This is a genomic window from Vibrio sp. qd031 (assembly GCF_002100145.1).
Lineage (GTDB): Bacteria > Pseudomonadota > Gammaproteobacteria > Enterobacterales > Vibrionaceae > Vibrio.
In genome coordinates this window covers 188,007-203,992 of the sequence record NZ_JXQD01000018.1, presented here as the reverse complement: position 1 = coordinate 203,992, position 15,986 = coordinate 188,007, and the positions used below count along the sequence as shown (strand labels likewise).

General features: G+C 45.3%; 13 protein-coding genes and 2 pseudogenes. 10 read left to right on the top strand and 5 right to left on the bottom strand.

The window, feature by feature from the left end; all coding sequences use genetic code 11:
* Positions 1-244: 244 nt before the first annotated feature.
* The 3 genes and pseudogenes from ST37_RS06820 (at position 245) to ST37_RS06805 (ending at position 3,676) form a co-directional block, all read left to right on the top strand.
* A pseudogene (locus tag ST37_RS06820) lies at positions 245-690 on the top strand (GNAT family N-acetyltransferase).
* A 344-nt stretch (positions 691-1,034) separates the two neighbouring features.
* On the top strand, positions 1,035-1,679 hold the full coding sequence (locus ST37_RS06810; protein WP_084884878.1) for a DNA alkylation repair protein: 645 nt from the start codon (positions 1,035-1,037) through the stop codon (positions 1,677-1,679).
* 149 nt (positions 1,680-1,828) lie between these two features.
* The gene (locus ST37_RS06805; protein WP_084884877.1) at positions 1,829-3,676 is read left to right on the top strand and encodes a M3 family metallopeptidase; all 1,848 of its coding nucleotides are present in this window, start codon (positions 1,829-1,831) and stop codon (positions 3,674-3,676) included.
* Positions 3,677-3,790: 114 nt separating this feature from the next.
* Here the strand turns inward: ST37_RS06805 and ST37_RS06800 are convergent, their stop codons facing one another.
* On the bottom strand, positions 3,791-4,189 hold the full coding sequence (locus ST37_RS06800; RefSeq protein ID WP_084884875.1) for a nuclear transport factor 2 family protein: 399 nt from the start codon (positions 4,187-4,189) through the stop codon (positions 3,791-3,793).
* 110 nt (positions 4,190-4,299) lie between these two features.
* Between ST37_RS06800 and ST37_RS06795 the strand changes: the two genes are divergently transcribed.
* Entirely contained in the window at positions 4,300-4,842 is a 543-nt protein-coding gene (locus tag ST37_RS06795; RefSeq protein WP_084884874.1) for an adenylate kinase, read from the top strand.
* Between the two features lie 28 nt (positions 4,843-4,870).
* On the opposite strand, the gene ST37_RS06790 is transcribed toward ST37_RS06795, so the two are convergent.
* Complete coding sequence (locus ST37_RS06790; RefSeq protein ID WP_084884872.1) at positions 4,871-6,070, bottom strand: hypothetical protein; 1,200 nt, start codon at positions 6,068-6,070, stop codon at positions 4,871-4,873.
* A gap of 204 nt (positions 6,071-6,274) precedes the next feature.
* On the opposite strand from ST37_RS06790, the gene ST37_RS06785 reads away from it, so the two are divergent.
* The 3 genes from ST37_RS06785 to ST37_RS06775 all read left to right on the top strand — a co-directional run bounded on the left by ST37_RS06785 (position 6,275) and on the right by ST37_RS06775 (position 7,815).
* A complete protein-coding gene (locus tag ST37_RS06785; RefSeq protein ID WP_197687455.1) occupies positions 6,275-6,907 on the top strand; it encodes a DUF1801 domain-containing protein in 633 nt (210 codons plus the stop codon).
* A 63-nt stretch (positions 6,908-6,970) separates the two neighbouring features.
* Positions 6,971-7,381: a GFA family protein gene (locus ST37_RS06780; protein WP_084884870.1), complete on the top strand. Its 411-nt coding sequence runs from the start codon at positions 6,971-6,973 to the stop codon at positions 7,379-7,381.
* Between the two features lie 62 nt (positions 7,382-7,443).
* Positions 7,444-7,815, top strand: coding sequence for a hypothetical protein (locus ST37_RS06775; RefSeq protein ID WP_084884868.1), 372 nt, complete (start codon positions 7,444-7,446; stop codon positions 7,813-7,815).
* A gap of 86 nt (positions 7,816-7,901) precedes the next feature.
* Here ST37_RS06775 and ST37_RS06770 read toward each other — a convergent pair whose 3' ends face one another.
* From ST37_RS06770 to ST37_RS06760, 3 genes are all read right to left on the bottom strand, one after another.
* Complete coding sequence (locus ST37_RS06770; RefSeq protein ID WP_084884867.1) at positions 7,902-9,251, bottom strand: YjiH family protein; 1,350 nt, start codon at positions 9,249-9,251, stop codon at positions 7,902-7,904.
* A gap of 186 nt (positions 9,252-9,437) precedes the next feature.
* On the bottom strand, positions 9,438-9,845 hold the full coding sequence (locus tag ST37_RS06765) for a GFA family protein (protein WP_084884865.1): 408 nt from the start codon (positions 9,843-9,845) through the stop codon (positions 9,438-9,440).
* 981 nt (positions 9,846-10,826) lie between these two features.
* Positions 10,827-11,810, bottom strand: a complete 984-nt coding sequence (locus tag ST37_RS06760) for an aldo/keto reductase (protein ID WP_084884863.1) — start codon at positions 11,808-11,810, stop codon at positions 10,827-10,829.
* Positions 11,811-11,976: 166 nt separating this feature from the next.
* Between ST37_RS06760 and ST37_RS06755 the strand changes: the two genes are divergently transcribed.
* From ST37_RS06755 to ctaD, 3 genes and pseudogenes are all read left to right on the top strand, one after another.
* Positions 11,977-12,879, top strand: coding sequence for a LysR family transcriptional regulator (locus ST37_RS06755; RefSeq protein WP_084884862.1), 903 nt, complete (start codon positions 11,977-11,979; stop codon positions 12,877-12,879).
* 277 nt (positions 12,880-13,156) lie between these two features.
* The gene (gene coxB, locus ST37_RS06750) at positions 13,157-14,320 is read left to right on the top strand and encodes a cytochrome c oxidase subunit II (RefSeq protein ID WP_084884860.1); all 1,164 of its coding nucleotides are present in this window, start codon (positions 13,157-13,159) and stop codon (positions 14,318-14,320) included.
* Positions 14,321-14,413: 93 nt separating this feature from the next.
* Positions 14,414-15,973 (top strand): annotated as a pseudogene (gene ctaD, locus ST37_RS06745) (cytochrome c oxidase subunit I); the annotation flags it as partial.
* Positions 15,974-15,986 lie beyond the last annotated feature (13 nt).

The window sequence follows — 15,986 nt, the reverse complement described above, 5'->3', positions numbered from 1 at the left end:
AAGTTATCCGTTAATTGCTAATCTAGCAAAACCGCTAACTCAGAAATGTCCAAAAGCTTCTTAGGAATCGATCAATCTTTATTGTCACTCGCTAAACTCCACGAGTCGAAGTGCAGGCTTCGTTTTTTGGTCTAGCTCCTAAGGCAAACAGAGATTAGATGCTATGACTTAGGTCATGACCCGCCAGTGCAATCAATGGCACGCAACCTCTGAGTCTTCTTGCTAACAATAGGAAAATGGATAAGTGGAATATACCGAAGTGGCCAGCAATGAAGTCTCATTAGATTTGCTGCTTGAAGCCGATCCTAGTGAAGACAGCATCTTTTCCTATCTGTCTGACTCGTGGCGTTATGTTAGGGTAGATAATCAGCGAATTGTGGCGGTGTGTGCAGTGAAGCGTCAATATCGCGGCCTTGCGGAAATATTCAATGTGTCTGTGTATCCAGAATATCAAGGCAAGGGGATTGGCACTGAGCTTCTGAAGATTGTTTTATCTAAGTTACCTCACAATGGCATTGAGCGCGTTGAGTTAGGCGCAGGTACTTTTGGGTATCAACTGGCGTATTATCAGCGTCTTGGTTTTCGGGTGGAGTCTGTGGTTAAGGACTATTTCTTGCGTAATTATTCTAAAGCCATTATGAACACGGCGTACAGCACCAAGATATGTTGAGACTCTATAAGGTGTTGTAGAGCGCCGATAGTTTTAAAGTAGGAGTGAGCGATGCTTAGGCCTAAGACCAAGGATGAGTTGATTTCACAAGCCAGTTAGAATTTCAATAAGCTGCTTTGTTTTATCGATTCGATGTCAGAGGAAGCGCTCAATACCGAGTTTGACTTTTCCGCTGATGCGCGCAAAAAAGAGCAGCATTGGAGCGGCGATAGAAATCTTACAGATGTGCTGGTTCACCTTTATGAATGGCATAAACTATTGATTAAATGAGTACGTGTTTGAGTGCTATCCTATGATGCAATAGCCCATTAGGCTAACGGTAAACTGAACCGTTTGACTTTAAAAAGCAACACAAGGAGCAGCGATGGCTGGATCGGAACAAGCGCAACAGATTCTGAAAGAGTTGGCGGGCTATAGCAAAATGGGCGAGATTAAAAAACTTGCCAAGACCATTAAGAAAGATCATTCGCTGGCTTTGGAGTTATGGGCAACCGCGCTCTATTTCCCTCGCCTTTTGGCGGTACTAATTTTCGACAAAAAGCAGTTGAGCGAGGAAAGTATCAATACCATTGCTACCGATCTTGTGTCGCACCCAGAAGATGAGAGAAATATGCTCAGCGATTGGCTTTTAGCCAATCAGCTGACCAAAGATAAGGCGCTGACGACTTTGTTACTGAACTGGCAGCAATCGTCTGTCGCTCTGCTTCGTCACTGGTTTTGGTATCATCAAGCTCGCCTAAGGTGGACGGGTAAAACACCTCCAATAGACAACAGTGCGCAGCTACTGGACTATCTTGATGCTCATTTAGCGGATGAAGAAGCGCAAGTGCAGTGGGCGATGAATTTTTGCGCTGGCTGGATTGGTATTTTTGAAGCGGCACATCGACAGCGCTGTATTGAGCTGGGAGAGCGAGTCGCCCTCTATAAAGACGAGAAAGTCTCAAAAAACTGTACTCCCTCCTATCTTCCTGAGTTCATTCGCATTGAAGTTGGCAAGAGAGGGGATTGATAATCAGTTAAGGCCGCCACACGACGGCGGTCTAATGGCCTTTATTGCAAGAAATTAGGGCTATCCGCTGATTTCTCTGGCAACTAAGAGTAGAATGTTTCAGGTTTTAGGCATTCGCCAAACGTTTATCCATGGAATTAAGGATCATTATGTCGGCTACAGACTACCTCAATCAGTTAAATCACACTTACCTCAGCATTCACAGAACCAAAGAGGACTTTTTCTGGGAAACCTATATGGGGATCAGCGACGACCACGCGGGTTCGACTAAAGCGCAAACCCAGTGGACCGACTTTTTGAGTGACGCCAGTCAGATTGAAAAAGTCAAAGCGCAGTTGCTTGCAGCAGAAGAGATTGCCGATGACGAAATTAAAGCATCAACCATTCAAGGCCTAACCGGCTGGCTTAATATGTTTAAGTCGCACGCGATTGAAGGTGAGCAAGCACAAGCACTTAAAACAAAATTGATCCAATTTGAAGCAGATCTGTTTGAGAAAAAACAGGCTCATCAGCAATTTTTCGTTAATGAGCAAGGTGAGCAAGTTGAAGGCTCATTACCTGTTTTAGCATCGACCATTCGTGCCAACAGCTCCGAGGCGGTTCGCCAATCTGCCCACCAAGCTTTACTGGATCTTGAGCAATGGTTACTGGTCAATGGCTTTTTAGAGCTTGTGAAACTGCGTAATCAGTTTGCGCGCTCTTTGGGCTACAACAGCTTTTTCGACTACTCGATCGAAAAGACCGAAAATATGACCACGGAACAGCTATTCACCATTTTGGATGACTTTGAGGTTCGCACTCGTGATGCGCATCAACGTAGTTTAAAAGAGTTGGCTGAGAAGAAAGGTGAGCAAGCCCTTAAAGGGTATAACTTTAATTACTCGTTTGCTGGCGATGTCATGCGTGAGCTTGACCCATACGTACCTTTTTCTAAGTCTTTACGCCGTTGGGTGGAGTCGTTTGGCCGTCTGAATATCGATTACTCTGGTGCAGAGCTTTGCCTTGATCTGTTGGATCGAAAGGGCAAATATCCTAACGGTTTTTGTCACGGGCCTGTTCCATCGTTTGTGGATCAAGGTGAGTGGGTTCCTGCAAAAGTGAACTTTACCAGTAACGCAAAACCGGATCAGGTTGGCAGCGGCTTTGATGGAATTAATACTCTGTTTCACGAAGGCGGGCACGCAGCACACTTTGCGAATGTTAAGCTAAACTCACCAAGCTTTTCTCAAGAATTTGCTCCAACCTCAATGGCTTATGCCGAAACGCAATCCATGTTTTGTGACTCGTTGCTCACTGACGCTGATTGGCTAAAACAGTATGCGATCAACGATCAAGGAGAAGCGGTTCCAGATAGCATCATCAAATCGATGATCGAAAGTCGCCAGCCATTTTCTGCGTATCAAGAGCGCAGTATTTTGGTGGTGCCTTACTTTGAACGTGCCCTCTATGAGTTGAGTGACGAAGAGCTGACTCCAGAGCGCGCAACCGCGCTTGCACGCGAATGTGAGCTAGATATTTTAGGCATTGAGTGTAGCCCGCGCCCACTAATGGCCATCCCACACTTACTGTCTGATGAAGCGGCCTGTGCCTACCAAGGTTATTTGCTGGCTCACATGGCGGTTTACCAAACTCGTGCCTACTTCACCGAGAAGTTTGGCTATTTGACCGATAACCCAGAAATTGGCCCATTGCTGGCACAACACTACTGGAACCCTGGTAACAGTGTGTCTCATGATGACACCATTCGTGCGCTTACTGGCGAAGGATTTAACGCTAAGTATTTAGCGGATGCCTGTAATCAAACGGTTGAACAAGCTTGGGACAGTGAGAAGCAAAAAATAGCAGCACTTTCAACGCGTACTCAAGCGGCGCCAGCGTCGCTGAATGCGTCGATTGAAGTGGTCGATGGCGCGAAACAATTGGCGATCAATACAGAGTCAGACAGCGCTATGTGCGATGCGTTTGAACAGTTTATTGTTGAGCAATATGGGCGCTAATGTATAGCGGCTAGATGTAAACCCATAAGAGACGCTATTGCAGCGTCTCTTTTTTTGACGGTTTATACCATTAATCGAAGTAATTAACTGATCAGGTAATTGCTTTGGTGGGTATTAATCCTCGGTGACAGCAGAGCAATTTCTGGTTAGCGCAAACGGCTCACAGGGTGTGCCTTGATGATAGCGCATTTGCCACAATTCTCCATTTCGCACCCAGATCGAGCTGCGTTTTGTATGCCGAGTAATGTTGCCAATCCCATCGTTCCATGTGGTTTTATACGTGAGCATGACTACGGTATCGGACAATGGGTGGGCTTGATAATCTTGCGAGTGGATTTGGACTTCACTAGGCTTTTCGTTGGGTTGATGCCTGAGCACCCAACTGAGGTCGAAGGTTTTACCTGAATGACCAACTTCAAGAAACTGTGGATCGAGTAAACGTTTAATCGTTGCTACGTCGGTGCGAGTATGGTGCTGATGCAGCGCAATCTCTTGTTCTATCAGTTTGTCCATAAAAGCTCACAAAGTATTGAAATCCTGTATAAAGACTATACCCTACTGCCTGAAAATACGACTACTGTTTTTGTGTAACGGCATATCGAAAGCGCGATAGTGAGGGAAAAATGAACGCGTCAAAACTGTTAAAAGTAAACGTTGTGGGCACCAGTGGCAGTGGTAAATCCACCTTTAGCCGCACGCTCGCTACGAAATTGCAGGTGCCTCATATAGAGCTAGATGCCCTGTTTTGGTTGCCCAATTGGGGTGAAACTCCCGATGAGCAGTTTTTTGAAAAGATTCGTCAGGAAACCGCCACTGAGCGTTGGGTTTTGGACGGAAACTACAACCGCACCGTGCCGGTAAAGTGGCGGGATGTCGATACAGTCATATGGATCAATTACTCCTACACAAGGACTGTCTTGCAAGCTGTTAAGCGGGCCTTTATAAGAAGTTTAACTCGCAAGGAACTATGGGCCGGAACAGGCAATAAAGAGTCCTTTCGAAAATCGTTTATGAGCAAAGACTCGGTCATATTGTGGACCCTAAAAACCTATCACAGTAATGTCGAGCGATACGAGTCAATGATGGCCGATCCTCAATACGCGCATATTCAATTTATTCGTTTGCGCTCACCTCGCCAGAGCAAAGCGTTTCTCGCTAAGCTCTAAGCATTATGTTCAAAGTTAGGACGAAAAACTATAAATATACTTCGGTTAATTGAGCCCATTTCTCAGCGCCTATCGCGCTAATGACAGCTTGAGTAAACTCCGTTGATAACTGATAGTCCTCACCCGCTAATGATTGCGGCATATAAGTGTCCAATGATTGCCCAGCTGCACTGAGCTCTTCATCGAGTTGCTGCCAAAACGACACCGCTTTGGTGTAAAACAGCATTTGATAGTGCTGCTGATTGAGTTCAACAAGGTCACGATTGGCTTGAAGAAGTCCAGTCGCCGCAAAGGGCAGCCGTTGAGCGATGGCTTGCCATTGACTTTTGGCATCCGGTAATGCAAAAGGCGTCTGTTTAACTGATTTCTGTGCATAGTATTCTGCGAGTCCTTCAGTGATCCACAGTGGATGCACCCGAGTGTCGAGTCCGTGGATGGCTTCATGCGCCAAAATCTTTAGCAGGTGTGGATAGGAGGCATCGACTAAGGCTCCATCTTTGAGAGGAACGTTGACGTTAATAGAGCTATACCCTGCCGCGCCACTCACATTACCCGTCTCCATTTCGCGCCCAAATACATTCATTTGCCAGTTAATCTCTTGAGGTGCAGAGAATACGTGCGACAGATACTTCAATTGCTGTTTAAAAGTAGGTAACCACTGTGCTTGATTGTCGATGACCGCTGGCACATCACTGCGCAATTCAAACCGGTAATTCTGTTCGCTTATGACAATTGAGTCTATTCCCCACATGAGCAAAAGCGGAGCTTGATCTAAGGTCGGTAGGTCGAAACAGTTTTCTAGTACGCCTGGTACACACAGCTTACTTTCCTTGATGCCTTGGTCCGTTTGCACTCTAGGTAGCGATGACCATTCGCTAAAAAAGAACCACCCTTTTTCAGCAGAATACTGATTAGTCTGCTCGGCGATGTTAAAGCCTAACGGGTCGGTTTGTAAAAACGGCAGCTCCCAACTTAGCGCGTCACAGGTAAGTGAATGATTATAAGCACCTTCAACAACTTGCTCACCTTTATGACAGGCAAATTTTAGAGGTTTGGCCGCTGTGAGGTTTCTCGGTTTAATCACCTCAAACTTTTCAATCTCCCTTGTATCAACGGTTATTTTGAGTAGGGGGTTGCCATCTGTCAGCGTTGCTTCATACACGAGTGTTGAGGCTAAAACCAAAGGGGATAGTGTCGACGCTGTAAATAAAATGAGTCCCTTTTTCATGGAAGAACCTTTCCTTTTTGTACTCGAAAATGTGTTTATTGAGCGTTTTGGGACGTACATTTTTGCTGCAGTCATCTCAGTTATTCGCACCGTATTCGATTAGTAGACCACAGCGGTCTAAAATAGTTTTATTAATTTATTCAAAGAGTTGATCTGCGTTGATATAGGTCAACTTGGGCAGCTAATTGATCGCAAGGAGTTGTTGTGACTATTAAACCCACTAGCGTTGAGCAGTTCTTGGAGTCTGGGTGCGGGCGTTGCGAGTTAGGCAACACACCTCAGTGCAAGGTGAATAGCTGGCAAGATGAACTCTCCGAGTTGCGTAGCATCATACGAAGTTCGGGGCTCACAGAGGAGATTAAGTGGCACTGCCCATGCTACACCTTTGATGGAAAAAACATATTGATGTTAAGTGCACTAAAAAGCGCAGCAACAGTATCGTTTTTTAAAGGTGCACTTATTAATGACCCTGAAAAATTGCTGGAGAAGCCCGGTGAAAACTCAGAACATGCTCGCTATCTAAAAGTCACCTCAATAGATAGCGTAAAAAGTGTGAGTGACTCGCTCAAAAGCTTTATAGAACAGGCGATTAAAATTAGTCAAAGTGGCCAAAAAATACCAACAAAGGTGGTTTCACGCGATGATTATCCCGTGGAGCTCCTGGCCCTATTTGAGCGCGACTCTGATTATAGTGCGGCGTTTGGCGCATTAACTCCCGGTAGGCAGCGAGGATATTTACTGCATTTTAACGGTGCAAAGCAGTCTAAGACCCGAGAGTCTAGAATTCTAAAGTGCCGTGACAAAGTGGTGGCGGGCAAAGGGTGGAACGAGCGTTAAACCGCGGCGTTAAAAGCGGTGCGTTCAATACAGAATTGGGTGAAACGGGTAAAGGAAATTGAAATGAAAGGTCAATGTTTGTGTGGTGCAATCAGAGTAGAGATTCCCGACAACAAAGAGGTGGGGGCTTGTCATTGTGAAATGTGCCGAAAGTGGACATCAGGACCCTATATGGCCGTATCAGCGGGCAGTGAGGCACTATTTACTGGGAAAGAGCCCGAGCGTTATACCTCATCGCAATGGGCCGACAGGGGCTTTTGCGGACGTTGTGGCACTCATTTATTTTATTACTTAAAGCCTAATGATGAGTTTATTGTGTCTGTGGGTTTATTTACTGACCAAGAGTTTGATTTTACCCATCAGATTTTTGTCGAAGAGAAACCCGCATTTTATCAGTTTTCTAATCATACGCATATGATGACGGGCGAAGAAGTGATCGCTGCCTCACAAAGCAATATAAAGTCAGATGCATAAACTGGTTAGTGTTACATTTCTGCCTATCCCAACAAGAAAAGTGTGCGGGCTAGGAGGGGAGTATGTTTCGGTTTGTTAATTTTATTATTATTAGCAATGCCTTAAGTTATGTTGCAGTGCTGTATCTGGATGACAAATACAATGCTTTTGGTATTCAGTCACTCAGCGATGTTGCCTTTTTTATGGCGCTGGTTCTTTGGGCAGTCTCGGGCGTATTGCATTTTTTAACTCGTACATCTCGCTCAGTCGCTGCGAATGATGCAGCAGATCCCATATCAATGAATAGCAAAGTAAAAAGTATGGTTGATTTTACCGCTGCCAAAAAAGCGGATGCTGTGATGAACGCCGCAAATAGAAGCTGGTCTATGGGTCTGTTTGTCGCTGGATTGCTGCCAATGCTGTTTTGCTTAGTGATAAAGCTGATTAATAGTTAGCGGTATTTGTCATTGAGCGAATTATTAGACTAAAAAGCCCCAACCGTAGTGAATGGCTGGGGCTTTATGATAGTACTACTCAAACATTAGAAAATGAGATGAGCAACACCCGCTATGACAGGCAGTGTAATAATGGTACGCAGGATAAAGATAATAAACAGCTCACCAATATTGACCGGAATTTTACTACCTAGAAGCAGCGCACCCACTTCAGACATGTAGATAAGTTGAGTGACCGACATTGCCGCAATCACAAAGCGTGTTAAGTCACTTTCAATAGAGGCCGCCAAGATAGACGGAATGAACATGTCAGCAAAGCCTACGACCATTGTTTCCGACGCTGCCGCAGCTTCTGGAATAGCAAGTAGTTCTAAATAAGGAATGAATGGCTGACCAAGAAAGGTAAACACACTGGTGTTTTCAGCAATGATCAACGCGATGGTACCGATACCCATTACTACAGGTAGAACCCCAAGAACCATGTCTGCAGCGTTTTTTACGCCTTCTTTTACAACGGACGAGAATGACGTCACTTTGTTTGCTTTCGCAAGTGCTAATTCCATGCCGTAAGAAAAGCTTGTATGGCCTTCTGGGATACCAGTGTGATCGCTGCTTGGTTTGCTGTCGTCAATGAAGAGATCTTTTTTGCGACTTAGAGGTGGTAGGCGAGGGATGATTACCGCGGCAACAAAACCCGCTAAACAAACAGCACCATAAAATGGAACGAACAAGTGTTCTAACTCAACTTGCGCAATCACAACCAAGCTAAATGTAATAGATACTGCAGAGAACGTTGTACCGACTACTGCTGCTTCGCGCTGAGTATAAAACTTTTCTTCATATTGCTTACTGGTCATCAATATGCCCACACTGCCGTCGCCTAACCAAGAAGCCATACAGTCGATTGCTGAGCGGCCAGGAAGGTTGAATAGAGGGCGCATTATTTTGCTAAACAGCGTACCCATAAGCTCTAGCAAGCCAAAGTTAAGCAGTAAAGGCAGTAGCATACCGGCAAAGATAAATACACACAGCAGAGTTGGCAGTAAATCGTTAAGCACTAATCCACCCGTGTACTCATGCCACACCATCTCTGGGCCAATTTGAAAGTACGTCGCGACAACAGCAAATCCACCGATAAGACGAACAGCAAACCACAGTGGTGATGGGTTAAATAGCGCGTTTAGAAATTCGCTATTGGCGACAATTGACGGCGTTTTAATTCGGCACACAATAGTGCCAAAAGACATGACAGCAATGATCGCGGTGACGATTGGAACGGCTGTACCATCTAGGGCAGCAAGTAGCGACTTTGCCATGACTGCGATTGGGATGGTGATGTCACCGTTAAAAGTGATCGGCGCCATAAAGAGAAATAGGCCAATAAGTGATGGGATAAGAAATACCCAAAATGAGTGTTTATTTTTTTCTGTTTTCATAGTCTTTAAACCACGACGGACTGGTTAGCATCTGTGGGTAATGTCTTACCCTAATTTATTGACCGCAAGAATAAGCTTCCCCTTTAATAATTGCAACACTATTCATTGTTTTTATCTAAATATTCAGTTCTCTATGCTGGTATGCATAAATAAATTGGTCAATTGTAAGGCGATTGTGAATAAAACCTAGTCAAAATGATCCATTTCGCAGTTAAAGGCGACCCAGCCATGCTTGCGGTATTCGTAAACAGAGAATGCGGGAGATGGAAAATCGTTGCTATTAAAGACGCCTAATGGCACTACAGTAAAGTCTGGGGCGTTAGATAGAGACATAAGCATCGTGGTACCGCATTGCGGACAAAACTTGTGGGTGACTTGATGGCCAGAGTCTGCAATTCGGGTGAACGACACTAATTCTCCAAATACGCTGACTTGAGAGGTTAAAAATCGTGCTTGGACGCCAAATACAGAGCCAGTGCGTTTTTGACACGCTAAGCAATGGCAAATAGCAGAACGAACCGGTTTGCCCTTGGTTTGAATGTCCACTTGATTGCATTGACAACTGGCTTGCCGCGTTGTGTTGATATCTGTCATATACATCACCGAAATTTATACTAGTAATACTCTAGACATCAGCGCTGTGAATAGAAAGTGATCTTGGTTTAGCGAAGATATTTTGATGGTGTTCAAAATGACTATAACCTTTGTGAGAGATCGCTTACACAGGCTGTAAGACTATGCGCTTTGTACGATGTATTATAGCTCATAAAACAATTTAACTCTTTGTAATTGTTTGGTTTTTATTTTTAGCTCTAAATATTGTCCAATAGGTATGTGCGATATGTACATTGTTCAAAACTGAGAATCGCGCGACTATATCCATGTCGACAGGGAGACGACAAGGACAAGGAAATACTTCAGGACGAAGTCTAAGGACAGCCTCTAGGTAGGATACCTAGATAGGATAGGACACCAAGGACGTGCTTGCTCAGGGAGAGTAAGAAAGGACTGAAGGACATCACGAAGGATTGTGATTTCGTAGCAGGATGTTGCGATTAAGGACAGCAGGACACCTCGGGACGAGGCAGGATTAACATCAGGATGATGTAGGACACCACTAAGGATTGTGATTTCGTAGCAGGATGTTGCGAATAGGGACAACAGGATTCCTCGGGATGAGGCAGGATTAACGTCAGGATGATGTAGGACACCACTAAGGATTGTGGCTTTGTAACAGGGTGTTGCAAACAGGGACTGTCGGAATCATCAGATTTAGGTGATGAGCTAGCTAGGATAGGTTAGCGATATGGATGTAAAAGGATACCGCTAGGACGGCGCGTCAGGACAGATCAGGATTGATTGTCTATCAAGGAGTTGATGCAGGGAGCATCTGTAGTAGCTGGAGCGCTGCGAGCAAAGATAGAAACCCCAATGGGCTTGTCCCGTTGGGGTTTTTTGTTATTCTTATTACGCTATCTGTTGTCGGCGAAACGGCCAGTAGTAAACTTATTATGGCCGTTTAAAGCCGAACATTACAGGGCATTTGGGGTGATCGTCGCTACACCAGATTCGGCCTTAAAAGCGCTCTGGACCCGCAGGTTTATTACCTAAAATGTCATCGATCTTCTGCCAAGTGTCGTTGTTGAATCTCGGCTTTAACTCCAGCGCTTGTAGGTTATCTTGCAACTGTTCAAGCTTAGATACCCCCAAAATGACACTACTTACGTTAGGCGTTCGCAAACACCAGTTTAATGCTAGGTGATGCAGTGGCATGTCTAACTCGCCCGCTAGTCTATTCAGTTGGGCAATTTGGTCTAGCTTGTTGTTGTCCCCTACCAACATATCGCGCAGCCATTCGTATCCCGGTAGATCTAGGCGGCTGTTTTTAGGCACGCCGTTTAGGTATTTTCCGGTCAAAAGACCACTTGCCAATGGTGAAAAAATGGTGGTGCCGAGTCCAGTGAGTGAATAAAGCGGCAAGTACTCTGCTTCGACTTTATCGCGTACTAACATGTTGTACTGAGGCTGTTCCATTACTGGTGGGTGTAAGTTTTCAGCTTTAGCTACAGCCCATGCCTCGGTGATTTGTTGCGCACTCCACTCAGACGTACCCCAATACATGACTTTGCCTTGGACAATCAAATCGTTCATGGCACGTACAGTTTCATATATTGGCGTATCAATATCTGGGCGATGACAATAGTACAAGTCTAGGTAATCTACTCGGAGGCGCGCTAGGGCTGCATGACAAGCATCGAATACGTGTTTACGACTTAAGCCACGTTGAGTCGGCTTTTCTCCACCCCAAAACACTTTGCTTGAAACGATAAAGCTATCTCGAGACCAGCCAAGTTGCTCGATGGCTTGCCCCATAAGGCGCTCACTCTCACCACTTTCATACCCTTCGGCGTTGTCGAAGAAATTAATCCCAGCATCGTAGGCGTGAGCCATGATCTCTTTAGCTGCAGAGAGATCGACCTGTTTGCCAAACGTTACCCAAGACCCTAAACCAAACTCACTGACTTGTAGGCCGCTACGGCCAAGACGACGATAATCCATAATACACCTTGTAAGAGTTGAATAATTAGTTAGAAAAACTCACTCAAGTATAGAAGGCAAAGGTGACCAACAAAAAGCCACTAAAAGTGAAAACACTGAGTGATATAACAAACAATAGATAAAAATTGAGTATTATGGTGAATAAAACAATGAGGCGAGATGACCAATGAATAAGAACCATAAAAAACTTGAACGATTGCTTCTGTTCTATGAGGTAGCCCAGCACCTTAGTTTTTCGAAAGCGGCAGATAAGCTAGGGATTTCGAGAAGCTATTTATCCCAACAAGTGCGTCAGTTAGAGCAAGACTTCAATACTCAGTTGCTGATAAGAACCACTCGTTCTGTGCGACTTACTCGAGAAGGCAGCCGCGTACAACAACAAGCAAAAACGATGCATCATGGGCTTCTCGACTTAGAGCGAGACCTCGAACACAGCTATGAAGATGTCGCTGGGGTGTTGCGTTTAACGGCGCCAGTTGCGTTTGCAGATGCGATTTTATATGACGTCTGCTCGGAATTTAATCAGCAATACCCTGAAATACGTTTTGATATTGAGGTTGGTCACCATTTAGAAGATCTCCATGAGCGAAATTTTGATTTGGCGATCCGTGTGACAGAAAATCCTCCGCAAAATATGGTTGCACGGCACCTTATGTCTTACTGTCACTGGGTTGTGGCTTCTCCAGACTATTGGTTGAAGCATTCGCTACCGCAGCACCCTAACGATTTAAAAGCGCTTAATTGTATGGCCTTCCCAAATTGGCGAGGGTGGCGATTTCAAAAAGAGGGACAAGAGTTAGTGATTGAAGCTAACGGACGTTTCGCCGTGAATGAAAACGGTATTTTATTGAAAGCCGCACTAGCCGGTGATGGTGTGATCCGCGTACCAGAACATTTGTTGTGGGACCATGTTAATCAGGGCCGATTACAGAGAGCTTTGACGGATTACCAAGTAGAAAAACGGCAAGTGTGGATGATCTACCCTCCCAAAATTGAACATTCCACACGTCTGCTGACCTTTGTCTCCTTTTTACGGCAACAGATGGTTGATCGTGAGATAGCCACTTAATTTTTATACGACAAAAGTCGTAATTTCTTCATTTTGTTGATGTAAAAATCCGACCAGTGACAACTTTTTGAGGTTGTCTCTTGCAGAAGCTCAATTCTTAACTAGCCTTTATTAACATAACTATAACATTATGATTTTGGGACTGCGCTAAGTGGTGATCTGGTCCTGTATACCATTTGATTTGGCTTATTTAGAGCTAGGAAGGCTCCTAAACCTTGCGAGTGAGTAGACGCTTGTAACGGTTTTGTAAAGAATAAGCAGGCAAAGGAGAGATCTTTTGAAGCGATTACTGAATACTCGCTTGTGTTCGGCATTGCCTATGTTGAGCTTCGCCCTATTGGGTGTGAGCAACACAGTGCATGCTGATGCAGTGAGTCAATCTTCCTATAACCTAACACAAGGTGTCACACAGATTAGTCAGGATGTGTACGAGCTACACATGCTGATTTTCTACATTTGTGTCGCTATTGCGGTTGTGGTGTTTGGGGTTATGTTCTATTCCATCTTTGCGCATCGAAAATCGAGGGGAGCTGTTCCTGCGAACTTTCATGAAAGTACCAAAGTGGAAGTTATTTGGACCGTTATTCCCGTACTAATACTCATTGGTATGGCAATCCCTGCGACCAAAACTTTGATTGCGATGGAAGACACGTCTCAATCAGACCTCACAGTCAAAATAACCGGCTCCCAATGGAAATGGCATTACAGCTATTTTGGGGAAGACGTCGAGTTTTTCAGTTTACTGTCGACTAAAAATGAACAGATTTCTGGTGACGAACCTAAAGGAGAGCATTACCTACTTGAGGTAGACAAGCCTTTAGTGTTGCCCATTGGTCAAAAGGTCCGCTTTTTGTTGACCTCGGACGACGTCATTCACTCTTGGTGGATACCCGATTTTGCGGTTAAAAAAGACACCATCCCAGGGTTCATTAACGAAGCTTGGACTCGAATCGATAAACCAGGTATTTACCGGGGACAATGTACCGAGTTATGTGGGGTGAACCACGGCTTTATGCCAATCGTTGTACACGCGGTCGAACCTGAAGAGTTTGACGTCTGGCTTGCCGAGCAAAAAGAGTTAGCTAAGCAAGCAGAACAACAACAAGCCGCCGCATTAGAAAAAACGTTATCCATGGACGAATTGATGACGCTAGGTGAAAAAGTGTATCTGGAGCGTTGCGCCGTTTGTCATCAGGCAAATGGAGAAGGTTTGGCAGGGGTGTTCCCAGCACTCAAAAACAGCCCTATTGCGCTGGGTGATATTGGCGCGCATATCGACGTTGTGGTGTACGGCGCACAAGGCACGGCAATGCAAGCCTTCGAAAATCAGATCACTGCAGAAGAGATTGCAGCTGTAGTGACTTATGAGCGGAATGCGTGGGGCAATGACACTGGCGATACAGTACAAGCAAAAGATGTCAGTGATAGAGCGGCGCAGTAGCAGCGGCTTAGGATTTTAAGAATAGGGAAGCGAGATCGTATTATGAGCGATATATTGGATCCTCAAAATCAACCAGGTGTGGCAGACGGGCATGATGACCATGATCATCACGCTGCGCCCAAAGGGATAGGTCGATGGTTGTTTTCTACAAACCATAAAGATATTGGTACGCTGTATTTGTGGTTTGCGTGCCTGATGTTTTTTACTGGCGGTGCAATGGCGATGGTGATTCGAGCCGAGCTGTTCCAGCCAGGTTTGCAATTTGTCGAGCCACAGTTCTTTAACCAGATGACGACAGTGCATGGGTTGGTGATGGTGTTTGGTGCGGTTATGCCCGCATTTACCGGCCTCGCCAATTGGATGATCCCTTTGATGATCGGCGCGCCAGATATGGCACTGCCAAGGATGAATAACCTCAGTTTTTGGATACTGCCTTTTGCCTTTCTCATCTTAATTGGCTCACTCTTTTTACCCGGTGGAGGCCCCGATTTTGGCTGGACCTTCTATGCGCCATTGTCGACGACATACGGGCCAGATAGTACGGCGCTGTTTGTATTTTCTGTTCACATTATGGGCATCAGTTCCATTATGGGGGCCATTAACGTCATCGTAACCATATTCAATATGCGCGCGCCAGGAATGAAGTTAATGAAAATGCCTCTGTTCGTATGGACATGGTTAATCACCGCATTTCTATTGATTGCCGTTATGCCAGTACTGGCTGGTGCGGTGACCATGGTACTCACTGATAAGTATTTTGGTACCAGCTTCTTTGACGCCGCAGGTGGCGGCGATCCAGTGATGTTCCAGCACATTTTTTGGTTCTTTGGTCATCCCGAAGTGTACATTATGATTTTGCCATCGTTTGGTATTGTGTCGGCAATCATTCCGGCATTCAGTGGTAAAAAACTGTTCGGCTATCATTCGATGGTGTATGCAACCTGTAGTATTGCCTTACTGTCGTTCTTGGTTTGGGCGCACCACATGTTTACCACCGGCATGCCAGTGTTTGCCGAGCTGTTCTTTATGTATTGCACCATGCTGATCGCGGTGCCTACAGGGGTCAAAGTCTTTAACTGGGTGGCGACAATGTGGCGAGGAGCGTTAACCTTTGAAACGCCTATGCTGTTCGCTATTGCGTTTATTGTACTGTTCACCATTGGTGGTTTCTCTGGGTTGATGTTGGCCATTGTTCCGGCCGATTTCCAGTATCACGATACCTACTTCGTGGTTGCGCATTTCCATTATGTTCTGGTGTCTGGTGCGGTCTTCTCAATCATGGCATCGGCGTACTATTGGCTGCCTAAATGGACAGGTCATATGTACGATCATAAGTTGAGTCTGTGGCACTTCTGGCTGTCTATCATTTCGGTTAATTTACTGTTCTTCCCTATGCACTTCTTAGGCCTTGCAGGAATGCCAAGACGTATTCCTGACTATGCAATTCAGTTTGCGGATGTAAACCAAATTGTGTCGATTGGAGGTTTTGCATTTGGGTTGTCGCAACTTCTGTTTGTGTACATTGTGATCAAGTGTGTACGTGGCGGAGAGCCAGCTGATGCGAAACCATGGGAAAGAGCGGAGGGGTTAGAGTGGACAGTTCCAAGCCCAGCTCCCCATCATACTTTTTCAACACCGCCTAAAGTGGATTAGTTGAGGATAGGAA